Annotated in this window: 23 protein-coding genes, 1 tRNA gene and 1 pseudogene; 13 read left to right on the forward strand and 12 right to left on the reverse strand. The window is 62.4% G+C overall.

The annotated features are described in order from the left end of the window. Window positions 1-268 precede the first annotated feature (268 nt). The 5 genes from AC4PTT_RS01855 to AC4PTT_RS01875 all read right to left on the reverse strand — a co-directional run bounded on the left by AC4PTT_RS01855 (window position 269) and on the right by AC4PTT_RS01875 (window position 8012). The gene (locus AC4PTT_RS01855) at window positions 269-1021 is read right to left on the reverse strand and encodes a class I SAM-dependent methyltransferase (protein WP_492162002.1); all 753 of its coding nucleotides are present in this window, start codon (window positions 1019-1021) and stop codon (window positions 269-271) included. A 31-nt stretch (window positions 1022-1052) separates the two neighbouring features. Beyond that, complete coding sequence (typA, locus tag AC4PTT_RS01860) at window positions 1053-2876, reverse strand: translational GTPase TypA (protein WP_113153534.1); 1824 nt, start codon at window positions 2874-2876, stop codon at window positions 1053-1055. Between the two features lie 243 nt (window positions 2877-3119). Continuing rightward, on the reverse strand, window positions 3120-4016 hold the full coding sequence (locus AC4PTT_RS01865; RefSeq protein WP_492162003.1) for an MBL fold metallo-hydrolase: 897 nt from the start codon (window positions 4014-4016) through the stop codon (window positions 3120-3122). A 234-nt stretch (window positions 4017-4250) separates the two neighbouring features. Beyond that, window positions 4251-5819 (reverse strand): alkaline phosphatase D family protein, encoded by a 1569-nt coding sequence (locus tag AC4PTT_RS01870; RefSeq protein WP_206545637.1) that lies wholly within the window; start codon window positions 5817-5819, stop codon window positions 4251-4253. 138 nt (window positions 5820-5957) lie between these two features. Beyond that, window positions 5958-8012 carry a M3 family metallopeptidase gene (locus AC4PTT_RS01875; RefSeq protein WP_492162004.1) on the reverse strand — a complete coding sequence of 685 codons (2055 nt, stop codon included), beginning with the start codon at window positions 8010-8012 and terminating at the stop codon, window positions 5958-5960. A 143-nt stretch (window positions 8013-8155) separates the two neighbouring features. Between AC4PTT_RS01875 and AC4PTT_RS01880 the strand changes: the two genes are divergently transcribed. Both AC4PTT_RS01880 and AC4PTT_RS01885 read left to right on the forward strand, forming a co-directional pair. Next, window positions 8156-8635: a MarR family winged helix-turn-helix transcriptional regulator gene (locus AC4PTT_RS01880; protein WP_492162005.1), complete on the forward strand. Its 480-nt coding sequence runs from the start codon at window positions 8156-8158 to the stop codon at window positions 8633-8635. Beyond that, window positions 8632-9897: a multidrug effflux MFS transporter gene (locus AC4PTT_RS01885; RefSeq protein ID WP_492162006.1), complete on the forward strand. Its 1266-nt coding sequence runs from the start codon at window positions 8632-8634 to the stop codon at window positions 9895-9897. The genes AC4PTT_RS01880 and AC4PTT_RS01885 overlap by 4 nt, the downstream gene beginning before the upstream one ends. Before the next feature lie 63 nt (window positions 9898-9960). Here AC4PTT_RS01885 and AC4PTT_RS01890 read toward each other — a convergent pair whose 3' ends face one another. The 3 genes from AC4PTT_RS01890 to AC4PTT_RS01900 form a co-directional block, all read right to left on the reverse strand. Next, window positions 9961-10605 carry a carbonic anhydrase gene (locus AC4PTT_RS01890; protein WP_113153529.1) on the reverse strand — a complete coding sequence of 215 codons (645 nt, stop codon included), beginning with the start codon at window positions 10603-10605 and terminating at the stop codon, window positions 9961-9963. A gap of 73 nt (window positions 10606-10678) precedes the next feature. Beyond that, the gene (gene pdxY, locus AC4PTT_RS01895) at window positions 10679-11557 is read right to left on the reverse strand and encodes a pyridoxal kinase PdxY (RefSeq protein WP_206545641.1); all 879 of its coding nucleotides are present in this window, start codon (window positions 11555-11557) and stop codon (window positions 10679-10681) included. Between the two features lie 8 nt (window positions 11558-11565). Continuing rightward, window positions 11566-11859, reverse strand: a complete 294-nt coding sequence (locus AC4PTT_RS01900; protein ID WP_492162007.1) for a hypothetical protein — start codon at window positions 11857-11859, stop codon at window positions 11566-11568. Window positions 11860-12043: 184 nt separating this feature from the next. On the opposite strand from AC4PTT_RS01900, the gene AC4PTT_RS01905 reads away from it, so the two are divergent. From AC4PTT_RS01905 to ppa, 5 genes are all read left to right on the forward strand, one after another. Beyond that, on the forward strand, window positions 12044-12682 hold the full coding sequence (locus AC4PTT_RS01905) for a LemA family protein (RefSeq protein WP_113153527.1): 639 nt from the start codon (window positions 12044-12046) through the stop codon (window positions 12680-12682). Between the two features lie 13 nt (window positions 12683-12695). Next, window positions 12696-13535, forward strand: coding sequence for a TPM domain-containing protein (locus AC4PTT_RS01910; protein ID WP_299939322.1), 840 nt, complete (start codon window positions 12696-12698; stop codon window positions 13533-13535). Between the two features lies 1 nt (window position 13536). Next, the gene (locus AC4PTT_RS01915; RefSeq protein WP_206553260.1) at window positions 13537-14181 is read left to right on the forward strand and encodes a TPM domain-containing protein; all 645 of its coding nucleotides are present in this window, start codon (window positions 13537-13539) and stop codon (window positions 14179-14181) included. Between the two features lie 87 nt (window positions 14182-14268). Beyond that, window positions 14269-14775 (forward strand): GNAT family N-acetyltransferase, encoded by a 507-nt coding sequence (locus tag AC4PTT_RS01920; protein WP_206545645.1) that lies wholly within the window; start codon window positions 14269-14271, stop codon window positions 14773-14775. A gap of 204 nt (window positions 14776-14979) precedes the next feature. Next, window positions 14980-15513 carry an inorganic diphosphatase gene (ppa, locus tag AC4PTT_RS01925; RefSeq protein WP_113153523.1) on the forward strand — a complete coding sequence of 178 codons (534 nt, stop codon included), beginning with the start codon at window positions 14980-14982 and terminating at the stop codon, window positions 15511-15513. Between the two features lie 115 nt (window positions 15514-15628). Here ppa and AC4PTT_RS01930 read toward each other — a convergent pair whose 3' ends face one another. The 3 genes and pseudogenes from AC4PTT_RS01930 to AC4PTT_RS01940 form a co-directional block, all read right to left on the reverse strand. Then, a complete protein-coding gene (locus tag AC4PTT_RS01930) occupies window positions 15629-16243 on the reverse strand; it encodes a hypothetical protein (protein WP_492162008.1) in 615 nt (204 codons plus the stop codon). A 97-nt stretch (window positions 16244-16340) separates the two neighbouring features. Next, a pseudogene (locus AC4PTT_RS01935) lies at window positions 16341-16640 on the reverse strand (DUF167 family protein); the annotation flags it as partial. A gap of 3 nt (window positions 16641-16643) precedes the next feature. Next, complete coding sequence (locus AC4PTT_RS01940) at window positions 16644-16934, reverse strand: YggT family protein (RefSeq protein ID WP_113156082.1); 291 nt, start codon at window positions 16932-16934, stop codon at window positions 16644-16646. A gap of 216 nt (window positions 16935-17150) precedes the next feature. Between AC4PTT_RS01940 and AC4PTT_RS01945 the strand changes: the two genes are divergently transcribed. Further along, a tRNA-Ala gene (locus tag AC4PTT_RS01945) sits at window positions 17151-17226 on the forward strand. Between the two features lie 170 nt (window positions 17227-17396). After that, the gene (locus tag AC4PTT_RS01950) at window positions 17397-18239 is read left to right on the forward strand and encodes a lytic transglycosylase domain-containing protein (protein ID WP_492162009.1); all 843 of its coding nucleotides are present in this window, start codon (window positions 17397-17399) and stop codon (window positions 18237-18239) included. 83 nt (window positions 18240-18322) lie between these two features. Here the strand turns inward: AC4PTT_RS01950 and AC4PTT_RS01955 are convergent, their stop codons facing one another. Next, the gene (locus tag AC4PTT_RS01955; RefSeq protein WP_492162010.1) at window positions 18323-18568 is read right to left on the reverse strand and encodes a hypothetical protein; all 246 of its coding nucleotides are present in this window, start codon (window positions 18566-18568) and stop codon (window positions 18323-18325) included. Window positions 18569-18907: 339 nt separating this feature from the next. Here AC4PTT_RS01955 and AC4PTT_RS01960 point away from each other — a divergent pair, with 339 nt between their 5' ends. The 4 genes from AC4PTT_RS01960 to AC4PTT_RS01975 all read left to right on the forward strand — a co-directional run bounded on the left by AC4PTT_RS01960 (window position 18908) and on the right by AC4PTT_RS01975 (window position 23707). Beyond that, window positions 18908-20224, forward strand: a complete 1317-nt coding sequence (locus AC4PTT_RS01960) for an NAD(P)H-dependent oxidoreductase (RefSeq protein WP_492162011.1) — start codon at window positions 18908-18910, stop codon at window positions 20222-20224. A gap of 111 nt (window positions 20225-20335) precedes the next feature. Next, entirely contained in the window at window positions 20336-21370 is a 1035-nt protein-coding gene (locus tag AC4PTT_RS01965) for a thiamine pyrophosphate-dependent dehydrogenase E1 component subunit alpha (protein WP_113153518.1), read from the forward strand. Next, entirely contained in the window at window positions 21370-22380 is a 1011-nt protein-coding gene (locus tag AC4PTT_RS01970) for an alpha-ketoacid dehydrogenase subunit beta (protein WP_113153517.1), read from the forward strand. Before AC4PTT_RS01965 ends, AC4PTT_RS01970 begins: the two co-directional genes overlap by 1 nt. Window position 22381: 1 nt before the next feature. Then, window positions 22382-23707 carry a pyruvate dehydrogenase complex dihydrolipoamide acetyltransferase gene (locus AC4PTT_RS01975; protein WP_492162012.1) on the forward strand — a complete coding sequence of 442 codons (1326 nt, stop codon included), beginning with the start codon at window positions 22382-22384 and terminating at the stop codon, window positions 23705-23707. Window positions 23708-23827 lie beyond the last annotated feature (120 nt).

Here is a 23827-nt window from a genome sequence, read left to right on the forward strand (position 1 = left end):
GCGTGAAGGAGAGGCCGCGTCTCAGTCCGCGCCAGGCGCCCTCGCCCTTCGACAAGCTCAGGATGAGGGTTATTGGGACGCATGTAAAAACGGGCCTGGCGGATGCTTCAGCCGCCCATGCTGCAGCCTGATGGGATGCCGGTCACACAGCCACAGCCACTGGATTGGCACCCGACGCCTCAACAACCCTCATCCTGAGCTTGTCGAAGGGCGAGGGTGCCTGACGCGGCGTTGAAGTCGGTTCTATCCTGTAGCGGCCCTCAACGGGCTACGATGCCATGTTGCGCCCAAGCGGGATGATCTCTCTCGACGCTGGCTCGAGCGGCCTGCCGGTCCAGTCCCCAAGCCAGCGGTCGACCGTTAGCCCGCAGTCATCCAGCAGTGCCGCAAGAGTGTTCTTTGGCGTATAGCGAATGCGCGCCGTTGCCGTGTGGACCTCGCCACTCTTCAGCACCCGGTAGCTGTTTCGATAGCTGAGTATCTGTGTCTCATCATCGAAAACGGACTCGTTCCACGCCTCGACCTCACCATGCTTGGGATGTGTGAAACGGCGCAGTGTCTCTTCCTTCGTGCGGGTTTTCCCACCCGGGAAGTCCGGATTGCGACTGTCGAAGATAAAGCGGCCACCGGGTTTCAGGTGTTTGGCGATGGTCTCAATGACCGCTCGCTGATCGGCCTCGGTAAGGAAAACCTGAAACGTATGGCCGGTCAGGACAATCAGATCGAAACGTTCGGCCAGCCGGATTGTGCGGGCATCGCCCTCGATCCACTCCACCAACGGATCATTACGGCGACCGCGTGCAATGTCGAGCATTGCCCCTGCGGGATCAATTCCTACAAAACGATGGTTGTCGGCCAGCTGAGTGGCCAGCTCGCCTGTTCCGCAGCCAAGATCGAGAACCGAGTGGGCATCGCTGGCGAGTTTCCTGCAGAATGCGAGGTCGGGGCGCGCTGCCCCGCGATAATCATAGAACTGCGCGACATCAGCGTCGGCATAAAGTGTTTCGGCCAGGTTGCTCATGTGAACAACCTGGCCGGAAAGCAGTCAGACCTCAAGCCGCGCCGGCGCGGCTTTTCTCGAAGCGCTTGCGCTCGTGCGGGTCCAGGTAAAGCTTGCGCAGGCGGATCGACTTCGGCGTCACTTCCACCAGCTCATCGTCCTGAATCCAGGAAAGCGCGCGCTCCAGCGTCATGCGGATCGGCGGGGTCAGCTTCACGGCTTCGTCCTTGCCGGAGGCGCGGACGTTGGTGAGCTTCTTGCCCTTCAGCACGTTCACTTCCAGATCGTTGTCGCGGGAGTGAATGCCGATGATCATGCCCTGATAGACCTTCACGCCGGCGTCGATCACCATCGGGCCGCGGTCTTCCAGGTTGAACAGCGCGTAGGCTGCCGCCTCGCCGTCATCGTTGGAGATGAGCACGCCGTTGATGCGGCCGCCGATCTCGCCCTTGTAGGGCTGATAATCGTGGAACAGCCGGTTCATGATGGCCGTGCCGCGCGTGTCGGTCAGGAGCTCCGACTGGTAGCCGATCAGGCCGCGCGTCGGTGCGTGGAAGACAAGGCGCTGGCGGTCGCCGCCGGAGGGGCGCAGCTCGATCATCTCGGCTTTGCGTTCCGACATCTTCTGCACGACGATGCCGGAATGCTCCTCGTCCACGTCGATCACGACTTCTTCGATTGGCTCGAGAAGATTGCCATTCTCGTCCTTCTGCATCACCACGCGCGGACGCGAAACGGCAAGCTCGAAGCCCTCGCGGCGCATGGTCTCGATCAGAACGGCAAGCTGAAGCTCGCCACGGCCGGAGACGTAGAAGGAATCCTTGTCGTCGGCTTCCTCGATCTTCAGCGCGACATTGCCCTCGGCCTCCTTCAGGAGGCGGTCGCGGATCACGCGGCTCGTCACCTTGTCGCCCTCGGTGCCGGCCAGCGGCGAGTCGTTGACGATGAAGCTCATGGTCACCGTCGGCGGATCGATGGGCTGTGCCTCCATCGGCTGGTTGACGGAGGGATCGCAGAACGTGTCGGCCACCGTGCCCTTGGAGAGGCCGGCAATGGCGACGATATCGCCTGCCTGCGCTTCCTCGATGGGCTGGCGCTCGAGCCCGCGGAAGGCGAGGATCTTGGAAATACGGCCGGTCTCAAGCAGCGTGCCGTCGTGATGCAGCACCTTCACCGCCTGGTTCGGCTTGATGGAGCCGGCTGCCACGCGGCCGGTGATGATGCGGCCGAGGAACGGGTTGGCTTCCAGGATCGTGCCGATCATGCGGAACGGACCGGGCTCCGTGCTTGGCTCCGGCACATGCTTCAGCACCAGATCGAAGAGCGGGGTGAGGCCCTCATCCTTCGGACCTTCCGGGCTGTAGTTCATCCAGCCATCGCGGCCCGAACCGTAAAGGATCGGGAAGTCGAGCTGCTCGTCGGTGGCGTCGAGTGCTGCGAACAGGTCGAACACCTCGTTGATCACCTCGTCGGCGCGTGCGTCCGGGCGGTCGATCTTGTTGATGGCGACGATCGGCTTCAGGCCAACCTTCAGCGCCTTGCCGACAACGAACTTGGTCTGCGGCATCGGGCCTTCGGCCGCGTCCACCAGAAGAACTGCGCCATCCACCATGGAGAGGATGCGCTCCACCTCACCACCAAAGTCGGCGTGTCCGGGCGTATCGACGATGTTGATGCGGGTGTCGTTCCATTCCACCGAGGTGGCCTTGGCGAGAATGGTGATGCCGCGTTCTTTTTCGATCTCGTTGGAGTCCATGACGCGTTCGGCGACGCGCTGGTTCTCGCGGAACGCGCCGGACTGCTTCATAAGCTCGTCGACGAGTGTCGTTTTCCCATGGTCAACGTGGGCGATAATCGCAATGTTGCGCAGTTTCATATGTGCTCTTTGGGGTCGGTAGGCGCGCGAAAGGCAAGGCGCGGCCCTGTTGCGTTGCCGCGCTCTTACAGGTTTTTTCGCAATTGCGAAAGTCCGCAGTGCCCGTTGTCGACCCCGGGACCGCTCAAATCATTGTTCTTGCGCAATTCCGGACGGAAAACCGGTTCCCGCTTTTCCTGGAATTGTCTAGCGCATCGGCCCGAAAATCGGGATCGATTTTCGGAAAGCACGATGCACGGCGCTCTAGCCCCAGGACGCGCCTTCAAGCGCGTTGAGCGGAAACTTCAGATAGCGCTCGCCATTGGCTTCCGGCGCGGGAAGCTGGCCCGCATTCATGTTCACCTGAAGCGCATGCAGAATGAGCTTCGGCATGGGCAGCGTCCTGTCGCGCGCCTCGCGCACGGCAACGAATTCCGCCTCTGTCGCGCATTTCGACATGTGGCTGTTGGTGGCCTTCTGCTCGGCAACCGTGCTTTCGAAGCGCGGCTCGCGTCCGCCCGGCTGATAGTCATGGCCGACGAAGATGCGCGTTTCGTCCGGCAGGCTGAGAATGTCCTGAATGGACTTCCAGAGCCGCTCCGCGCTGCCGCCGGGAAAGTCGCAGCGCGCGGTGCCGGAATCGGGCATGAACAGCGTGTCGTGCACGAAGGCCGCATCGCCGATCACATAGGTGATCGAGGCCAGCGTGTGACCGGGCGAGAACATGACCTTTGCCGGCAAAGATCCGATGGTGAAGGTCTCGCCGTCAGCGAAAAGCCTGTCCCACTGCGATCCGTCTGCCTGGAACTCCGGCCAGTTGTAGATGCTTTTCCAGAGCTTCTGCACCTCGACCACTTTCTCGCCGATGGCGATCGGCTTTCCGGTTCTGGTTTTCAGATAGCTCGCGGCTGAAAAATGATCGGCATGGGGATGGGTGTCGAGAATCCACTCGAGCTCGAGCCCCTTCTCCTCGATGAAGGCGAGGAGCCGGTCGGCGTTTTCCGTGGAGGTTGCGCCGGATTTCTCGTCGAAATCGAGAACGGGATCGATGATTGCGCATTTGCCGGTCGCCGGATCTGCGACGACATACTGTGCCGAGAAGGTGCGCCTGTCGAAGAAGACGGTCACGTCGGGCCGGGCAGGACCTGCGTCTGCGGTCATTTCGGCTCCCTGGGGCGCGCCTGTCTGATGCATCTTGCTCTCCACGGTTTTCGACAGCTTTCCGAGTTTAGTTAGTGTGCGTTGCGGAAAGATGCAATTTCGCAGACTGCGACCAATTGGGCATGATTTTCTAAGAGTAACCGGATTACCTCCAGTCATTTGCGTGGCACATGCGCTCGCGCGAAACAAAAAACCGGGGCGCAAAGGTCCCGGTTCGAGTGCATGCGCTCAGTGTCAGGCCGAGCGCACGGGATCGAGCGTCATTGTGTAGAGCTCGTTGTCATCGCGATCCATAAGGCGCACCGTCATCTGCTGGGTGTCGGCGTCGATGTCGACCAGGCCGAAGAACTGGAAGCCGTCCGAAGGCGGCAGGTTCACGCCCTGCTCCTTGCTCGGGGCCTTCACATATTTCAGTTCCGGGCCGAAGGTCTGGTCCAGATCGTTGGGGCCGAACGTGCCGGCGTGCAGCGGGCCGGAAACGAATTCCCAGAACGGGTTGAAGTCCTGGAACTGCGCCTTGTCGGGATTGTAGTAGTGGGCAGCCGTGTAGTGCACGTCGGCGGTCAGCCACACCGTGTTCTCGATGCCCGCATTCTTGATGAAGCGCAGCAGCTCGGCGATTTCCAGCTCGCGGCCCTTGGCAGCGCCATCGTCGCCATTTGCAATCGCCTCGATCTTCTCGCCGTCACGCACCACAAGGCCGATCGGCATGTCGCAGGCGATCACCTTCCAGGTGGCGCGCGAGTTCGAGAGTTCGCGCTTCAGCCACTGCATCTGCGCATCGCCCAGAATGCGGGCCTCATCGCTCAGCTCATCCTGCATGGAAGCGGTGTTGGGGCCGCGATAGGAGCGCAGGTCGAGGAAAAACACGTCCAGCATCGGCCCGTAGGCGATCTTGCGGTAGACGCGGCCGGGCTCTGCCGGTGTGAAGCGGATCGGCGACATCTCGTGGAACGCGCGGGCAGCGCGCGCCTGCAGAAGCGCCACCGATTTCTCGGTGTAGCGGTCGTCTTCGGTGAGGTCCTTGGAGGCCGACCAGTTGTTGACCACTTCATGGTCATCCCACTGGAAGAAGGTCGGGCACACGGCGTTCAGCGCGCGCACATGGTCGTCCATCATGTTGTACTTCCACTGGCCGCGGAACTCGTCCAGCGTTTCAGCGACCTTGCGCTTCTCGTCGATCACCACCTTGTTGATCCATTTGGAGCCGTCCTTCAACTCCACCTCGTCCTGGATCGCGCCGTCGGCATAGATCGTGTCGCCGGAATGCAGGAAGAAGTCGGGCTCGTGCTTCGACATGGTGGCATAGGTCTTCATGCCGGTCTCATCGATGCCCCAGCCCTGGCCGGCGGTGTCGCCCGACCAGGCGAAACGGATGTCGCGGCGTGCAGAGGGCGCGGTGCGGAAGCGTCCGACAATCGGCTCCGAGCGCGCCGAAACGTCGGAGAGATCCACGGCGGTCATGCGGTAGAAAATATCCTGATCGGGCGTCAGGTTCTCCAGCAGCCTTTTCACGGCGAGATCGCTGTCGGGCAGGGCGTCGAGGCTCGGCAGCCGGGTCGGGTTGGCGAAGCTCTCGGTGGTCGAGACTTCAAACTCCACCCGCGCCGGGCGATCCGTGCGGGTCCAGATCATGCCGGTCGTGGTGTCCACGTCGCCGGACTGGACGCCATGGGTGAAGACGGGGCGCGACGAGGCGCGCGAAATGGCGGGCATGGCCAGCCCGCCAAGCGTGGTGGCAAGTGCGGTTGCGCCGCTTCCGATCAGGAATTTGCGGCGGGTGCTCACTCCAAAGGACTTCATGACAGTCTCCCTCGATCTGGTTGGGTCGTGGGAGGCAATTTCACCGTTTAGTGTGGCAACCGGTTATCGGCGGCGTGACATCTATCTGACCATTGAATGACGGCCCGCAGGCAGGCCGTCATCGTCAGGTTCTCGGGCCTAGGCGAGCCCCTTCTTTTCCATCATGGCTTCCGGCGTCGGCATGCGCCCGCGGAACGCCTTGTAAAGCTCTTCGGGATCAGCCGACCCGCCGGCCGCATAGATGTGCCGGAGCAGTTTCTTCGCGGTTTCGGGATCGAACGGATCGCCCGTTTCCTCGAAGGCGCGGAAGGCGTCTGCGTCGAGCACTTCCGACCACAAATAAGAATAATAGCCGGCTGAATAACCGTCGCCCGCAAACACATGCAGGAAATGCGGCGTTCGGTGGCGCATCACGATGGCGTCCGGCATTTCCATCTGCTTCAGCGTTTCCGCCTCGAAGTCCAGCGGCGCTTCGGGTGCTTCGGCCTGGCTGTGGAACGCCATGTCCATCAGCGCCGAGGCGGTGAACTCCACCGTTGCAAAGCCGGCGTCGAAGGTGCGCGCCGCGCGCATCTTCTCAAGCAGTTCCTGCGGCATGGGCTGGCCGGTTTCGTGGTGCAGGGCGAATTTCTGCAGCACCTCCGGCACGGTGAACCAGTGCTCATAGAGCTGCGAGGGCAGCTCCACGAAGTCGCGGGAGACCGAGGTGCCGGAAATCGACGGCCAGGTCACGTCGCTCAGAAGCCCGTGCAGCGCATGGCCGAATTCGTGAAACAATGTGCGTGCTTCATCGACCGAGAGAAGGGCAGGGGTGCCCTTGGGCGGCTTTGCGAAGTTCATCACATTGTAGATGATCGGCGTCTTGCCGGCGCCCAGCCGATAGCCCGACTGCAACCCGCTCATCCATGCGCCGGAGCGCTTGGACGGGCGATTGAAATAGTCGGCCAGGAACAGGCCGCGTTGCGAGCCGTCGGCATTGCGCACGATGAAGGTGCGCACGTCTTCATGCCAGGCCGGAACGCCCTTCTGCTCCTCGAAGGTCAGGCCGAACAGCCGGTTGGCGACGTCGAAGGAGGCGGCGATCACGTTTTCGAGTGCGAGATAGGGTTTCAGCGCGCTTTCATCGAAGGCGAAGCGCTCGGCGCGCCGCTTCTCCGCATAATAGCGCCAGTCCCAGGGGGCGATGGCGTGGTTCTGGCCGTCTTCGGCTGCCAGCCTCGCCAGTTCCTTTTCGTCTTCGGCGGCTTTCTCGCGCGCCTTTCGCCAGACCGGCTGCAGCAGCTCCTGCACGGCCTCCGGCGTTTTCGCCATCGTGTCGTCCAGCTTCAGCGCGGCATAGGTTTCATAGCCGAGCAATCGCGCCTTTTCTGCGCGAAGCTTCAGCGTGCTCGCAATAATGTCGGCATTGTCCGTGTCGCCGCCATTCTCGCCGCGTTTGGCGAATGCGTTGAACACCTTCTCGCGCAGGTCGCGCCGTTCGGAGGAGGCAAGGAACGGTTCCACGATGGAGCGTGAGAGCGTTGCCGCATAGCGGCCCTGCTCGCCGCGCGCTTCGGCGGCTTCCGCCATCGCGCTCTTCAGCGCGTCGGAGAGCCCGGCCAGGTCGTTTTCCTCCAGAAACAGTGACCAGCCGCTTTCGTCTGCAAGCACGTTCTGGCCAAATGTCGCGCCAAGTCCGGCCAGTTCCTCATTGATCACGGCAAGCCGCGCCTTGTCGTCTGCGTCGAGCTGCGCGCCACCGCGCACAAAGCGCTTCCAGACCTTTTCAAGAACGCGGTCGGTCTCTGCATCAAGGTCGAGCGTGTCGCGCGCCTGATAAAGCCGGTCGATGCGCTCAAACAGCGCCGCGTTCATGAGAACGGACGAGATGTGCCGGGCCATGCGCGGCGAGATTTCCCGTTCCAGCGCCTGGATCGTCTCATTGGTGTGTGCGCCTGCGCGGCACCAGAAGATGGCCGAGACCCGCGAGAGCGCTTCGCCGGCGAGTTCCATCGCAGCCAGCGTGTTTTCGATGTCCGGCGCGTCCGGATTGTTGGCGATCTGCTCGATCTCCGCCTCATGGGCAGCGATGGCTACCTCGAAAGCGGGCGCAAACGCGGCATCGTCGAATGCGGTGAAATCCGGCAGGCCGTGCGGCCCGGTCCAGTTCGTCAGCGGGTGCGTTGCAAGATCGATGGGAGCGGATTTCTGCATGGCGTTTCCGGTTCGTTGGAGGAACAGAGCCCTTGCGATGTAAGCGCTGGCGGCTGGCGGCGCAATGGCCGGAGTTGACGATGATAGGGGCTGACTATATGTATGGCTTATATTAAGTTTGCCTTATAATAAGGGTCTTTTTGATGACGCAGCACGTGAATCCGGAATCGTTCGGTTTCCTCATCGCAGACGTTTATCGTCTGATCAGAAACACGATGGATCGGGCAATTTCCAATGCCGGTATCGGCGTGACGCCCGGTGAGGCGCGCACGCTGGTTCATGCCGCGCGCGCCGGCGCAGTTCGCCAGAATGTTCTCGCCGAGCGCATGGGCGTCGAGGCGATGACGCTGAGCGGCTATCTCGACCGGCTTGAGGCGCGCGATCTCGTGCGCCGTGCGAACGACCCGTCCGACCGCCGGGCAAAGCTCGTCGAGTTGACGGACAAGGCCGATGGAGTGCTTGAGGCCATTGGCCGGGTGGGCACCGAGATGCGGCGCAGCGCTGCCGGCACGCTCAGCGAAGCCGAGTGGGACGAAATGCTCGAGAAACTGAAAGTGGTGCGGGCCAATCTGGCGGGCCTGTCGCAAAAGCCTGCCGCGCCACGGCAGGGGGAGCCTTTATGAACATGCGCGCAGAAGCACCGGATGCCGAAACCCCGCCACCGCCGCTGATGAGCGAACGGCGGGTCAGCATCATCGGTGCGCTGCTGGTGGCGCTCGGGCCCGTTTCGATGGCGCTTTTCACGCCTGCGCTGCCGGAGATCGTCGAGGCTTTCGGCACCACGGAAGCGGCGGTCAAGATGACCATCTCGTTATACTTTGCCGGCTTTGCAGTGGCGCAGCTGTTCTGCGGCCCCCTGTCGGATGGCCTCGGGCGCAAGCCCGTCACCTTCGCCTTCATCGCGATCTATGTGGTGGCGAGCTTCATCGCGCTGATCTCACCCAACATTGAAACGCTGATCGCCGCCCGCTTTCTACAGGGCTTTGGCGCGGCCGTCGGCGTGGCCGTTTCACGCGCCATCGTGCGCGATCTTTTCACGAATGAAAGTTCCGCCCGGATCATGAACCTGGTCGGCATCATTCTTGCCGTGGGGCCGGCCTTCGCGCCGACGCTCGGCGGTCTGACGATGCAGATAGCCGGCTGGCACGCCATCTTCATTCTCATGCTGGTGGCGGGACTGGTGATCGCGCTCATCATCCATTTCTGTATGCGCGAGACCGTCGAGCGCGATCTCTCGCGCATCAGCCCGAAGGCGCTGGTCCACTCCTATGGCCTGCTTCTGAGCAATGGCTACTTCATGCTGTCGAGCTTCGTCATCGCCGGTGCGGTCGGCGCGCTCTATACGCAGGCAACCGTTCTGCCTTTCATTCTAATGGACAATGTCGGCATGACACCCGCCGAGTTTGGCCTCGGCATGCTGGCGCAATCGGGCATGTATTTCGTCGGCGCTGTCGCCGCGCGGCAGTTGATGAAGTCGCTCGGCGCTTACAGGCTCGTGCCCATCGGCCTCACGGCCATCGGTGTGGGCAGCGTGCTTCTGGTGTTTGCGCTCACCCTGTTCGAGCCAAGCTTCATCGGCGTGATGGGGCCGGTCGGCGTTTATGCCTTCGGCATCGCTTTCGTGATGCCGGCCATGATGACGGCGGGCCTTGCCCCATTCCCCCGCATTGCGGGCTCCGCATCGTCGCTGACGGGCTTTCTTCAGATGACCACAGGGCTCGCCGGCGGAACCATCGCCGCACTCATCGGCGATCCCGTTCTGGCCATGGTACTCATCATCCCGACGCTTGGAACGGTGGCAATCGTTTCATGGATCATCTGGAACAGGCTGCCGGAGCCAACGCTGGCAACGGCATTGCGGCATGGCCCGACAGGCCCCGTCTGATACGGGGCCATCGCGCTTCGCTTTTGGTGAAAAGTCAGGCGATCCCGCCTGACAGCATCGGGTCTACTCGAAGTCCGGCCGTTCGAAATCGCCGGTCTTGGGGTCCATCACCCACAGCTCGCCGCTCGAAATGTCGAACCACGCGCCGTGCAGGGTGAGTCTGCCCTTGTCTTCGAGAATTTTCACGCAGGGAAAGCTGCGCAGGTTTTCCACCTGGTAGCGGATCGAGATGCGCTCAAGCGCTGTCTGGCGCTCGGCCTTTGTCATCATCTCGTTCTCGGCCAGGGCTTCTGCGGCCGGCTTGACCAGCCCCATCCATTTGCCAATGAAGTCGCCGGGCGAAAGCGGCTCGGCCGAGCGGTTCAGCGCCGCGCCAATGCCGCCGCAGCGTCCATGCCCCATCACGACGATGTGCTTCACCTTGAGGCTCTGCACCGCGAATTCCAGGGCTGCGGACGTGCCGTGATGCTGCCCGTCCGGCGCATAGGGTGGCACGAGGTTGGCCACGTTGCGCACGACGAAAAGCTCGCCGGGGCCGCAGTCGAAAATCGTTTCCGGCGCCGCGCGTGAATCACAGCAGGCGATGACCATGGTTTTCGGGGATTGGCCATCCTTGGCCAATGCGCGATAGCGATCGCTCTCGGAGCTGTAACGGCCCGCCATGAAGTTGCGGTAGCCGGCGATAAGACGGTCTGGCAGATGGGTCATGGAATTCCGAATAACGGTAAACCGTTCTTCGGGCAATCCGGTTTATGCGTTTGCCCGCAGGCTCAGACCGCCGTCATGCCTCCGCGGTTTCCGCCACATGCTCGATCTCGATGCTCATTTCCGGGCGCGTCAGGATCTGCCGGTCGGTTTCGAGCATCAGTTCGTTCGAGCCGCGTTCTGCCGCCTTGTTGAGGATCGCCACAACCGAGCCCGTCGTCTTTGCAAGCGCTTCTTCACGCGTCTCGCCTGCGAGCAGCCGGGCGAGATAGAGCGCTGCCGTCAGATCGCCCGTCCCGTTCGGCGCGCTTGGAATGCTGTCATGCACGGCGCGCAGAACGTCCGTCTCGCTCACCAGAAGATTGGCGAGCCGGTCGGGGCTGCTGGCCGGCGCTGACGTCACCATCACATCCGCCGGCGGGGCCTGCCGCGCCGCGCGAATGGCGCTTTCCGTGCCGGAAATCTCCATCCCAGTCAGCCACGCCAGCTCATAGCGGTTCGGCGTGGTGATGTCGGCCAGTGGCAGCAGCTGATCACGGATCGCCGTTGCCGTCGCCTCCGGCACGTAAAGCCCGCCCTTGTCGCCCAGAACGGGGTCGCAGACATAGCGCGCCTGCGGGTTATGTGCCTTCAGGGTTTTCACCAGCCCGGCAATCGCCGTCGCCTGTTCCGGCCCGCCCAGATAGCCTGTCAGCACGGCCGACACTTCACCCAGCCAGGGGGCGTTTTCCAGATCGTGAATGAAGCGCGCGAACTGATCTGCTTCCGGCACGATCCGCGTCGCCGGCCCATGGCCGGGGTGCCAGGGCAGAATGACCGTCGGCACCGCCCAGACCGGAAAGCCCAGTGCCTCAAGGGTGAAAACGGCCGCCCTGTTGCCAACGCTGCCGCGCGCCACATGGCTTGAAATGACGATAACGGCGCGCGCCTCGCCCCGGTTGTCCTGATTGGTCATGCTGTCCGTTATCCGCCGATTATGCCGAAGACGTAGAGAAGGAGCCAGAGGATCAGGGCCGTCAGCGTGGTCACGGCGATGGCCCTGCCGATGCGGGTGCCCCAGAGTTCAATCGGGTCGTTCTGCTCTGCATCGGTAGCCGCCACGTGATCGCGCACGCGCGTCATCATGGAGCTGCCTTCGCTCTCTCGGCCAACCCGCTCGAGAATCCGGCGCGACTCCGCTTCGGCTTCCTGATCCTGTTTGTTTCCCGACCCCATCTGAAAACCCGTTGCAGTGGATTTGCGATAACCGTACAGCATGGGCAGCCTGATCGGAATTGGTTTCCTGTCAGTGGCCCATGTTCTAGATCGCCGTGCGCCCATTCCGGCGCACAAAGGACGATCTAAGCGATTGATGGAGCATCGGAATAACCGAAAACCGGTTTCCACTTTTCGGTCCGATGCTCTAATGTTCCCAGAACCAATGTTTCGGAGGCGCTCCTTCATGCCGATTGCCAAGCCGCTTGCCGCTGTCTCTCAGCGCGGCCTTCTTTCTCTTCTGGCGCTCTTCGTGATGTTGCCGCTGCTTTCTGCCTGCGGGTTCAACACCATCCCCACCCGTGAGGAACAGGCCAAGGCCGCCTGGAGCGAAGTGCTGAACCAGTATCAGCGCCGCGCCGACCTCATCCCGAACCTGGTCGAAACGGTGAAGGGCTATGCCTCCCACGAGCGCGAGGTTCTGGAAGGCCTCGTCGAGGCGCGCGCAAAGGCCACCCAGGTTCAGGTGTCGACGGACATGCTCACCGACCCGGAAGCCTTCAAGGCGTTTCAGGAGAGCCAGGCCGGCCTGACCGGCGCGCTGTCGCGCCTTCTGGCTGTCGTCGAGAACTATCCGGATCTGAAGGCGAGCCAGAACTTCCTGGCGCTGCAGGCCCAGCTTGAGGGCACGGAAAACCGCATCGCCGTCGCCCGGCGCGACTATATCGAGGCGGTTCGCCTCTACAACACGTCGCTGAAGACACTGCCCTCCATGCTGTGGGCGATGTTCTGGTTCACGGGCAACGAGCCTTATGAGACCTTCACCATCTCGCAGGAGCAGATGGATGCGCCGTCGGTCAATTTCGGCACGAACAGCGGCGGCTGACGGAGACTGATCGATGGGGGAGGCAGTCCGGCGGTTTCCCGCCGCACGTGATCGCCAGCGCCTTTGGCTTGCCCTTGCGGCTGGCCTTGTCGCTCTGTTTCTGGCATCGGCGCTGGCCGCTGCGGAACTGCCCCGGCTCACCGGGCGGGTGGTCGATGACGCCGGCATCCTCAATGCGGAAACCACGGCCCGCCTGACCGGAAAACTCGAAGCTTTCGAGCAGAAATCTTCCGACCAGATCGTCGTCGCCACCATTCGCAGCCTCGATGGCGAGGCGCTGGAGCCATTCGCCAACCGTCTCTTCCGCGCATGGGGGCTGGGGCAGGCGGGTGAGGACAATGGCGTCCTGCTTCTGGTCGCGCTCGATGACCGCAAGATGCGGATCGAGGTCGGCTATGGTCTCGAAGGCACGCTGACCGACCTGCACTCCAAACTCATCATCGAAAACACCATGGTGCCGGCCTTCCGCGCTGGCGATTACGACGCCGGCATCGATGGCGCGGTGGATGACATCATCATGGTGCTGGAGGGCAATGCGGCGGAGCTCGAGGCCCGCGCCCGGCGCAGCCAGCAGCAAGATGACAGCATTCCCTGGCCGACGATCCTGTTCTTTATCGTCTGGGGCACCTTCTTCTTCGGCGGTTTCGCCATGGCGCTTCTGCCGCCCATCTTCGGGCGCAAGATCGGGCCGGGCCAGTATGAGTGGCTCGGCATGAAGGTGAATTACAAGAAGTCCAGCGGGCGCTCCGGACGCAGCTCCTCCGGCGGATGGTCTTCCGGCGGCAGCAGTGGCGGGGGCTTTTCCGGCGGCGGCGGTTCGTCCGGCGGCGGCGGTGCTTCGGGGAGCTGGTAGGATGTTGCGAAAGATCAGGACACTGACGGACGAAGAACACGCCCGCATCGCAAAGGCGATCCGTGACGCCGAGCGCAGCACTGCGGGCGAAATCTACTGCGTGCTCGCGCGGTCCAGCGATCCCTACCTCTATCCCGCCGGCCTCATCGTCGCGCTGGCAATCCTCATTCTCGGGCCGTTTCTGGCGCTGGCGCTCAGGCATTGGTGGATTTCCGTCGATCCCGTGGTTTTCGCCGCTGCGCAGCTCGCGGCATTTGCCGCGGCTGGCGCTCTTCTGATCGCTTTTCGGGGGCTGCGCGTAGCGCTTGTGCCCAGGGCGCTGAAATACCGGCGCGCCCACGAGAAAGCGCAGAACCAGTTTTTCGCCCACAACATCCATGTGACCGAGGGGCGGACCGGCGTTCTGATTTTCGTTTCGCTGGCGGAACGCTACGTGGAAATCGTGGCTGACCGCGAGATCGACGCCTGTGTCGAACAGCGTGTCTGGAACGAGGGCGTCGCCATGATGCTGGAGCACGCGCGCCGCGGCACGCTGGCCGACGGGTTTGTCGAAACCGTTGGCTACGCCGGAGAGGTGCTTGCACAGCATTTCCCCGCCGGCCGGCTTAATCCCAATGAAATCGAAGACCGTTTGACGGAAATCTGAGCGCTTTCGGCTGCCTGTGCGCGACCGCAAAGATGAGCGCTCTAATGCTTGCGCATGTCGACCCGACGCAGCTATGGTTAAGAAACTATGAACACGCTGACGATCGACATCAGACGAGCAGAGCCGGAAGACGCCGAGGCGGTGGCCGCAGTCCACGATAGCGCGTGGCGCGGGGCCTATACCGGCATCATCCCCTATCAGGCGCTGGGGCGCATGATCGGTCGTCGTGGTCCGCGCTGGTGGGCCAATGCGATTCGTCGGTCCGCCACCGTTCTCGTCATCGAAATCGGCGGTGAGATTGCCGGCTACGCAACGCTCGGGCGCAACCGCGCCCGTGAGCTGACGCAGGAAGGCGAGATCTACGAGCTCTACCTGCGGCCTGAATATCAGGGCGTCGGTCTTGGCACGCGGCTCTTCCAGGCCGCGCGCGACATGCTGTCGGCCCATGGTCTGAACGGTCTTGTCGTGTGGGCTCTGGAAGACAATGAGGCAGCGCTGGCGTTCTATGCCGGTGCCGGCGGGCGCGACATTGCCGAGGGCGTCGAGGTGTTTCACAGCCGGGCGCTGCGCAAGCTGGCCTTCGTCTGGGACTGAGCTTCGACCCTGCTGCGCATGTCTTTCCGGTCCGCGCGCGCACCATCAAAATTTCGCACTGCACCATTCGCTGCATTGCCATGCGGCCTGTGACGCGATAAAGCGGCAGCCATCCATTTCCGGGTTGCCTCGTCCGGTGGACCTTATCGGTCGCCGCGCCGGTCTCCGGCAGCCATCACCTGCCAGAACAAAGGTTGCTTCTCCATGCGCATAGACGCCATCTCCACCGGTGATAATCCGCCGGAAGACGTGAACGTCATCATCGAGGTCCCGGTCGGCGGTCAGCCGATCAAATACGAGATGGACAAGAATTCGGGAACGCTGGTCGTCGACCGCTTCCTCTACACGCCGATGACCTATCCGGGCAATTACGGCTTCGTGCCGCACACCCTGTCGGATGACGGCGACCCCATCGACGTTCTGGTCTGCAACACGCGCCAGCTCATTCCCGGCTGCGTCATCAATGTGCGCCCGATCGGCGTTCTCGTCATGGAAGACAATTCCGGACAGGACGAGAAGATCATCGCCGTGCCGTCGGCTCACCTGACGCGCCGCTACGAGAACGTGCACAACTACAAGGACCTGCCCGAGATCACCCTCCAGCAGATCCAGCACTTCTTCGAGCACTACAAGGATCTCGAGCCCGGCAAGTGGGTCAAGATCGGCGACTGGCTGGATGCCGGCGAAGCGCGCAGGCTGATCGTCGAGGCCATCGAGCGGGCCAAGACCAGCAAGTAAGCATGGCGCTGGCGGCGTCTGGATCGGCCTGCGTTCATCAGGGCGCACCACGGGCGATCCAGACGATCACCTGAACATCGGACCGAAAGCCGATTCCAGTTTTCGGTCCCGTGTTCTAGCCGCCGCCACCCGCGCTCATCGGGGCTGGCACCTCGCCCGCGTCAACGACCGGCTGGTCGGCCCCGCAAGCAAAGTCATAGGCCTGCCGATCAGCAATGCGGCGGGCTTTTTCATTGGCGTTTTCGTTGCCTGTCGCAACCACATAGCCAACGACGCAGCCCTGCCGTTCCAGAAGCTGCCCGACCTTCTCCACCACCAGCACTTCGATCTTGTCGCCGAAATCGTCATCCACGAACCAGCGATGGATCGTCGCGACGGGCCATTCGCGGTCGCCATCCTTCATGATGCGCCATTCGATGGTGGGGCCGGTGGAGTTGAAGGCGGAGAAGCTTTCCCACTCAGGCGCCAGATCGCCGGCCGGCGGGAAGCCATAGAACAGCGATTCCCGTGCATCACTGTAGTAGACAAGAACGGGATAGCCCTTCCAGCCCGAGCATACGAGATTGACCCAGTCGCCCGGGTCGTCGCCGCCCGGCGCGGCAAAGGGCGCGCAGTTCTCTTTGGTGTTCAGCTCTGTATATGCGCTTTCAATGTCGACCGCTCGCGCCGTGCCGGCCATCGCCGCCATCGCAAGTCCCGCTATCGCAAGTCTGGTCAGTGCCATTCTCATGGGCAGGCTCCTCTTCATCACCCTCATCCCCCTTGGGGGCGGAGCATAGCCTGTTTCGACAGGGGAGCCTTATTTTTCTGCAGCGAAGCCTGAAGAGCCGGTCGAGCACGTCCTTGTCGGCGTTCGCCACTGTCACGGTCTTGAGGCGCGAAGTGCTTCCGCCGGTCACCGAAACGCTGCCTGCGGGCACGCGAAGCTGCTTGGCGAGCAGTTTTTCAAGCGCGGCATTGGCCTTGCCGTTTTCCGGCACGGCGCGCACCCGCGCTTTCAGATGGCAGCGACCATCCGCCGTTTCCGCCGGGCCTTCAATGGCGTCGCGCGACGATTTCGGCGTCAGGCGCACAAACAGCACCAGCCCGTCATCGGCCTGTCGGCAGAAGGCGGGCAGTTCCGACATGGATCAGAGAAGCGCCGGGGCGACGGTGGTCAGGATGAACTGGCGAATGAAGAACAGCGCCAGAAGCAGGATGATCGGCGAAATGTCGATGCCGCCGAGGTCCGGAAGGACCTTGCGGATGGGGCGCAGCGCCGGCTCCGTCACGCGGTAGAGAAAGTTGCCGATGGACCCGACGAACTGGTTGCGCGGGTTGACCACGTTAAAGGCATACAGCCAGGAAAAGATGGCGGAGGCGATGATCAGCCACCAATAGATGTCGAGCGCCATGATGATGGTCTGGATAAGCGCGAGCATGCCGGTCTCCTGGGCCGTGTTAAGCGCGGCACGCACAGGCGGTTCCTGCATTGCATGCCGGCAATTTTGCGACATGTAGCCATTGGCGGTGGATGCGGCAAGTCTGGAGGGAATTTTTGCACGGCGCAGGGTGCAGTTTCCATGCGCTCTCTTCTTGCGCGCGCACTTCTTGACAGGCCCGCTTCCGCATACCTAAATGCGTGCAATCGGTGGAACGGGGCTGTAGCTCAGATGGGAGAGCGCGTCGTTCGCAATGACGAGGTCAGGGGTTCGATTCCCCTCAGCTCCACCATGCCTCCTTCGGAATGATCGACGGCTTTTTGATGCGGCAAACGGCTCTTTGCCATTGCGGCTTCTCTCCTGCGGCTTGCCTGTCGTCGGGGCTGGCCCTACGCTTCGGCCAGAGCGAAAGGGTGCCCGATGCAGCATGTCCGTTCCCGCTGGCTGATCTTGCATATTGCCATGCTCGTCATGCTTCTGCCCGGCCTTTCTTCCGTTCGCGCGGAGCAGGGCGACCAGAAGAAGGATGAAACGGAGAAGGCGACGCTCATCGCCTCCATCTGCCGGATCGTGGAGGCTGAGGCGCGGGACAATCGCATGGAGCCCGCCTTCCTTGCCCGGCTCCTCTGGAAGGAAAGTCGCTTCAATCCCAATGCCGTCAGTCCCAAGGGGGCGGAGGGCGTGGCGCAGTTCATGCCGGGCACAGCGGCGATGCGCGGCCTCGACGATGCATTTGATATTGAAAAGGCGATACCGGCCTCGGCTGCCTATCTGGCGGAGCTGAAAGAGAAGTACGGCAATCTCGGTTTGGCCGCCGCCGCTTACAATGCGGGAGAGGGGCGTGTCTCACGCTGGCTCTCGAAGGGCGGTTTCCTGCCGCTCGAAACCGAGAATTACGTCATGGCGATCCTGGGGGAGCCGGTCGATACGTTCTCCGAGCGCACGCGCGCTGCAAAGGTTCAGCCATTGCATCCCGACAAGTCGTTCGATGAGGCCTGTCTTGCTCTGCCTGTTTCCGCCCGCGCCGTCATGGCGATGGCCAGTGTTCACACCCAGCCCTGGGGCGTGCAGGTGGCAGGGCATTTTCGCCGCGATGTGGCGATAAGGCTGTGGCAGATGGTTCTGCGCCGGCATGCAGCGCTTCTGAAGGATTACGAGCCGGTCGTTACCCGGGTGCGCTCGCCGCGCGGATGGCGCGGCATCTATGCGGTCCGCATCGGCGCTGACAGCCGGCCGGATGCGGTGCGTGTCTGTCGCCGTTTTCGCAGTGGCGGGCTGCCCTGTGTTGTATTGCGAAACAGGTAATCGCGTTTCGAAGTAGAGTTCCCCCTGATGCAGAGAAGGCCCGGATCGATGTCCGGGCCTTTCTTGCAATGTTCATTTGAACATTAGCTGTTGTCTACGATCGTGCGATTTACGAGCACCGGACGGCCGTCGTCACCGACAACATAGATCTCGCGATATTCATTGCCGTTCCCGTTGAACTGGTGCTGAAGAACAGAACCGACCGGCGTTTTGCTCAGCGTCGACTGAGAAGGACCGTCATAGGTGATGCTTCCCTTGATCGGCTCAATGGCAAATGCCGGAGCTGCAATAAAGGTGGAAATAACGAGAGCGGAGAGAGCAGTTTTCATTTTCAGTACTCCAGTTAGCTATCAACAAGCGTTTCACATTTCCGTCAGGGAAGTGTGTTATTACTTCGAAGCCGAGGCGTCTTCCCTGGCTGGTTCTTCATTTAGGAAGCCCATTTGCGTTCGTTCAGATCGGAAAACTGAAACAGAGCGTTCACAAAAGCTGGAATGTTACGATTTTCTCTTTCCCTGGCGTCATGTCTGCTGTGCGGGCTTTTGCTGCTGACGGTTCTGGGGAGAGCAGGGCGTTGTTGCTGCGTTCATGGACATTCGTATTGACACCTAAACATATGTTCAATAAGCCTCAATCTGAGGAAACGCCATCTGGGAGAGTGGTCAGAAATGTCTGCCAACGTTGCGCTTACCGGCCTTGCCCGGGATCTCGAGGATCGGGCCAAATCCGGCAAGCCGATCCGTATCGGCCTTGTGGGGTCGGGCGAAATGGGTACCGATATCGTCACCCGCGTCGCACATATGCCCGGCATTGAAATCGGCGCCATTTCGGAGCTGAATCTGCCTGCGGCAAGCCGCGCCGTGGATATCGCCTATCAGGAAGAAGGGCACGCCAAGGAAGCGGACACGCAATCCGCAATGACCGCGGCGATGGAAGCCGGCAAAGTTGCCGTCACCAACAATGCCGATCTGCTTCTCGAGAACGATCTCATCGACGTCGTGATCGACGCGACCGGTGTTCCCGCTGTCGGTGCTGAAATCGGCCTCCGGGCCATGGAGCACGGCAAGCACCTCGTCATGATGAATGTCGAGGCTGATGTCACCATCGGCGCTTATCTGAAGAGCGAAGCCGACCGCCTGGGCGTTACCTATTCGCTGGGCGCTGGCGACGAGCCGTCCTCCTGCATGGAGCTGATCGAGTTCGTTTCGGCCATGGGGCATCCCATCGTCGCCGCCGGCAAGGGCAAGAACAACCCGCTCAACATCGATGCGATCCCGGACGACTACGCCGAGGAAGCAGCGCGCCGAAACATGAATGTGCGCATGCTGGTCGAGTTCGTCGATGGTTCCAAGACCATGGTCGAGATGGCGGCCATCGCCAACGCCACCGGTCTCGTGCCGGACAAGCCGGGCATGCATGGCCCCAAGGCGACGCTGGACGTGCTGTCCTCCGTACTGGTGCCGGAAAAGGATGGCGGCGTGCTGTCGCGCGTTGGCGTGGTGGACTACTCCATCGGCAAGGGCGTTGCGCCCGGCGTCTTCGTTGTCGCCGACATGTCGCATCCGCGCATTTCGGAGCGCATGGAAGACCTGAAAATGGGCAAGGGCCCATACTTCACCTTCCACCGTCCCTATCACCTCACCTCGCTTGAAGTGCCGCTCACCTGCGCCCGCGTCGTTCTCTACGGCAAGCCGGACATGGTGCCGCTGGACAAGCCGGTTGCGGAAGTCTGCGCCGTCGCCAAGAAGGACATGCAGCCGGGCGAGACGCTCGATGCAATCGGTGAATATTGCTACCGCGCATGGATCATGACGGTGCCCGAGGCCCGCGCCTCCAGGGCCATCCCCTGCGGTCTGCTTCAGGGCGGCACGGTCACCAAGCCCATCAAGAAGGGTGAACTGATCACGTCCGACAACGCTGCCCCGCCGGCCGGTTCCAAGATCGCCGAGCTGCGCGCGCGTCAGGACAAGCTCGTTTACGGCTAGATCGCCATGCGCCCGTTCGGGCGCACACGGACGATCTGATTTATTGATGGAACATCGGACCGGAAGCCGGTTCCCGCTTTTCGGTCCGATGCTCTAGACAGGAGCGTAAAAATGTCGGCCACGGCCAAAAAGAGCGCCTCGAAAACCGATGGCGCCAACCAGCCTTTCATCTACAGGCAGTTCGATCAGGAAAAGCTGCGCGATGCGCTGCGCAAGATGTATCTGATCCGCCAGTTCGAGGAAGGCGCAGAAGAAAGCTACATGCGTGGCCTGATCCACGGCACAATGCACCTGTCCATCGGACAGGAAGCAAGCGCTGTCGGCATCTGCCTCGGCCTTTCTGATGAAGACCAGATCACCTCCACGCACCGTGGTCACGGCCACTGCATCGCCAAGGGTGCGGACGTCTCGCGCATGTTCGCCGAGTTCTTCGGCAAGACCACCGGCTATTGCCGTGGCCGTGGCGGCTCCATGCACATCGCCGATGTGTCGACGGGCAACCTCGGCGCAAACGGCATTGTCGGCGGCGGTCTCCCGATTGCCGTTGGCGCTGCCCTGACCGCCAAGAAGATGAAGACCGGCAATGTCGTTGTCTGCTTCTTCGGCGACGGCGCAAACAATGAGGGCGCGTTCCACGAGGCGCTCAACATGGCCGCCATCTGGAAGCTCCCGGTCGTCTTCGTCTGCGAGAACAATGGCTACGGCATGTCCACCTCCGTTGCCCGCGCGACGGCGGTTCCCAACATTGCCGACCGTGCCGCCGCCTATGCGATGCCGGGCGTGATCGTGAATGGCAATGTCGTGTCGGATGTGGCCGAGGCCATGCACGAGGCGACCGAGCGCGCACGCAATGGCGAGGGACCGACGCTCATCGAGTGCAAGACCTATCGCTATCGCGGCCACTCCAAGAGCGACCGCAATCGCTACCGCACCAAGGAAGAGATCGAAGAGTGGATGACCGAGCGTGATCCCATCGAGGCGTTCGAGGCAGAACTCGTCGAGTTCGGCGTCATCGACGCCGCCGGGATCGAAGCGATCCGCGAAGGGGTCCGCAAGGAAATCGAAGCAGGCATCGAGTTCGCCAAGGAAAGCCCGATGCCCGAAGTCGCCAATCTTGAGAAATACGTCTACACGGAGCAGGCCTGATGGACGCGCAAGTCGAGACAGCCACGCGTGAACTGAGCTACGCGCAGGCCATCCAGGAAGCCATGGCCATTGCCATGGAGCGCGATGAGCGCGTGTTCCTCATGGGCGAGGACATCGGCGTCTATGGTGGCGCATTCCAGGTCACCGGCGATCTGGTGGAGCGCTTCGGCCCCGAGCGCGTGATGGACACGCCGATCTCGGAACTGGGCGGCGCTGGCGTCGCAGTCGGTGCAGCCGTGACCGGCATGCGCCCGATCTTCGAGTTCCAGTTCTCCGATTTCGCGACGCTCGCCATGGAGCAGATCGTCAACCAGGCCGCCAAGATGCGCTACATGCTGGGCGGCGCCGTTTCGGTGCCGGTCGTCATGCGCTTCCCGGCCGGTTCCGGCACGGGCGCTGCCGCGCAGCACAGCCAGAGCCTCGAAGCGTGGCTCGGCCATGTGCCCGGCCTGAAGGTCATCCAGCCGTCCACCCCGCACGATGTGAAGGGCATGCTGCTTGCGGCCATCGAGGATCCCGATCCGGTGATGATCTACGAGCACAAGCTCCTCTACAAGATGAAGGGCGAAGTGCCGGAAGGCTATTACACCGTGCCGATTGGCAAGGCTGCCGTTCGTCGCGAGGGCGCTGATCTCACCATCGTCGCCACGTCGATCATGGTGCACAAGTCGCTGGACGCTGCAAAGCAGCTGGCCGAAGAAGGCATCGACGTCGAGGTCATCGACCTGCGCAGCATCCGCCCGATGGATCGCCAGACGATCATCGACAGCGTGTGCAAGACGTCCCGCCTGATGTGCGTCTATGAGGGCGTTAAGACGCTCGGCGTCGGCGCAGAGATTTCGGCGATGATCGCCGAGAGCGAGGCCTTCGATTATCTCGACGCACCGGTCGTCCGTCTGGGCGGCGCGGAAACGCCGATCCCCTACAATCCGGAGCTGGAAAAGGCGACGGTTCCGCAGGTCGACGGCATCGTCAAGGCGGCCCGCGATCTGGTTACGGGAGCGCGCTGACATGGCTGTTGAAGTCATCCTGCCCAAGGTCGACATGGACATGTCGACCGGCCGCATTTCTTCCTGGCTTGTCGAGGAAGGCGCGACCGTGAAGAAGGGCGATCTCCTGTTCGAGATCGAGACCGACAAGGCGGCCATGGAGATCGATTCTCCTGCCGCCGGCATCGTGCGCAACATCACCGGCAAGGAAGGCATCGACATTCCGGTCGGTCAGGTTGTGGCGTGGATCTATGAAGAAGGGGAGGCCGTGGCCGATGCGCCGGCTTCTGCGCCCGCCGAAGCCGCAGCCGAAGCGCCCGCAAAGGCGGAAGCGCCGGCCCCCGTTGAGGCCGCCGCACCCGTCGCCGCTGCTCCGGCAGCGACTGCGGAAGCATCCTCCGGCGTCCGCGCTTCTCCGCTCGCCCGCCGTCTGGCGAAGGAAGCGGGTCTCGACCTGTCCGCCATCGCCGGTTCGGGGCCGAAGGGCCGGATCGTCAAGGCCGATGTGGAAGCAGCAGGCAAGGATGGCGGTGCGAAGGCAGCCGCCGCAGCCGCACCGGCTGAAGCAGCTTCCGCCGCGGCGTCCGCGCCGCAGGCCATGTCCGACGATCAGGTGCTGAAACTGTTCGAGGAAGGCTCCTACGAGCTCATCCCGCATGACAGCATGCGCAAGACCATCGCCCGTCGTCTGGTCGAGGCCAAGTCCACCATCCCGCATTTCTACCTGACGCTCGATTGCGAGATCGACGCGCTTCTGGCGCTGCGCAAGCAGCTCAATGATGCCGCGCCGAAGGTGAAGACCGGGGATGGCGAGAAGCCGGCCTACAAGCTGTCGGTCAACGACATGGTCATCAAGGCCCACGCGAAGGCGCTGGCCATGGTGCCGGATGCAAATGTGTCGTGGACCGAGAACGCCATGGTGAAGCACAAAAACGCCGATGTGGGCGTTGCCGTGTCGATCCCCGGCGGTCTGATCACGCCGATCGTGCGCCGCGCCGACGAGAAGACGCTGTCGGCCATCTCCAACGAGATGAAGGATCTGGCCGCGCGGGCGCGTTCGCGCAAGCTGAAGACGGAAGAGTTCCAGGGCGGCAACACGGCCGTGTCCAATCTGGGCATGTTCGGCATCAAGGACTTCGCCGCCGTCATCAACCCGCCGCATGCGACGATCCTCGCGGTCGGCGCAGGTGAACAGCGGGCCGTGGTGAAGGATGGCGAAGTGAAGGTTGCGACCGTGATGTCGGTCACGCTTTCGACCGACCACCGTGCGGTGGACGGCGCGCTTGGCGCAGAACTCCTCGCCGCCTTCAAGCAGGTCATCGAAAACCCGATGGCGATGCTCGTCTGACCGGAATTTCCGGACAGGCTTTCCCGGTCGGCTTGGGGGCTCGCCACCGGGGAAGCCCACCAAAAAGAAAGGCGGACCGCCGTTCTCATGAAACGGCGCACCGCCTGAAGAATACCGAAA

Source organism: Nitratireductor sp. WH36-1, assembly GCF_058725515.1.

Coding starts and splice junctions, on each gene's coding strand:
- AC4PTT_RS01900 (WP_492162007.1), bottom strand. CDS start 11,859: ATGCTGTACGGTTATCGCAAATCCACTGCAACGGGTTTTCAGATGGGG.
- AC4PTT_RS01950 (WP_492162009.1), top strand. CDS start 17,397: ATGCTCGTCATGCTTCTGCCCGGCCTTTCTTCCGTTCGCGCGGAGCAG.
- AC4PTT_RS01955 (WP_492162010.1), bottom strand. CDS start 18,568: ATGAAAACTGCTCTCTCCGCTCTCGTTATTTCCACCTTTATTGCAGCT.
- AC4PTT_RS01880 (WP_492162005.1), top strand. CDS start 8,156: ATGACGCAGCACGTGAATCCGGAATCGTTCGGTTTCCTCATCGCAGAC.
- AC4PTT_RS01855 (WP_492162002.1), bottom strand. CDS start 1,021: ATGAGCAACCTGGCCGAAACACTTTATGCCGACGCTGATGTCGCGCAG.
- AC4PTT_RS01910 (WP_299939322.1), top strand. CDS start 12,696: ATGGGGGAGGCAGTCCGGCGGTTTCCCGCCGCACGTGATCGCCAGCGC.
- AC4PTT_RS01970 (WP_113153517.1), top strand. CDS start 21,370: ATGGACGCGCAAGTCGAGACAGCCACGCGTGAACTGAGCTACGCGCAG.
- AC4PTT_RS01885 (WP_492162006.1), top strand. CDS start 8,632: ATGAACATGCGCGCAGAAGCACCGGATGCCGAAACCCCGCCACCGCCG.
- AC4PTT_RS01870 (WP_206545637.1), bottom strand. CDS start 5,819: ATGAAGTCCTTTGGAGTGAGCACCCGCCGCAAATTCCTGATCGGAAGC.
- AC4PTT_RS01865 (WP_492162003.1), bottom strand. CDS start 4,016: ATGACCGCAGACGCAGGTCCTGCCCGGCCCGACGTGACCGTCTTCTTC.
- AC4PTT_RS01905 (WP_113153527.1), top strand. CDS start 12,044: ATGCCGATTGCCAAGCCGCTTGCCGCTGTCTCTCAGCGCGGCCTTCTT.
- AC4PTT_RS01960 (WP_492162011.1), top strand. CDS start 18,908: ATGTCTGCCAACGTTGCGCTTACCGGCCTTGCCCGGGATCTCGAGGAT.
- AC4PTT_RS01890 (WP_113153529.1), bottom strand. CDS start 10,605: ATGACCCATCTGCCAGACCGTCTTATCGCCGGCTACCGCAACTTCATG.
- AC4PTT_RS01920 (WP_206545645.1), top strand. CDS start 14,269: ATGAACACGCTGACGATCGACATCAGACGAGCAGAGCCGGAAGACGCC.
- ppa (WP_113153523.1), top strand. CDS start 14,980: ATGCGCATAGACGCCATCTCCACCGGTGATAATCCGCCGGAAGACGTG.
- AC4PTT_RS01930 (WP_492162008.1), bottom strand. CDS start 16,243: ATGAGAATGGCACTGACCAGACTTGCGATAGCGGGACTTGCGATGGCG.
- AC4PTT_RS01965 (WP_113153518.1), top strand. CDS start 20,336: ATGTCGGCCACGGCCAAAAAGAGCGCCTCGAAAACCGATGGCGCCAAC.
- typA (WP_113153534.1), bottom strand. CDS start 2,876: ATGAAACTGCGCAACATTGCGATTATCGCCCACGTTGACCATGGGAAA.
- AC4PTT_RS01875 (WP_492162004.1), bottom strand. CDS start 8,012: ATGCAGAAATCCGCTCCCATCGATCTTGCAACGCACCCGCTGACGAAC.
- AC4PTT_RS01975 (WP_492162012.1), top strand. CDS start 22,382: ATGGCTGTTGAAGTCATCCTGCCCAAGGTCGACATGGACATGTCGACC.
- AC4PTT_RS01940 (WP_113156082.1), bottom strand. CDS start 16,934: ATGCTCGCGCTTATCCAGACCATCATCATGGCGCTCGACATCTATTGG.
- pdxY (WP_206545641.1), bottom strand. CDS start 11,557: ATGACCAATCAGGACAACCGGGGCGAGGCGCGCGCCGTTATCGTCATT.
- AC4PTT_RS01915 (WP_206553260.1), top strand. CDS start 13,537: ATGTTGCGAAAGATCAGGACACTGACGGACGAAGAACACGCCCGCATC.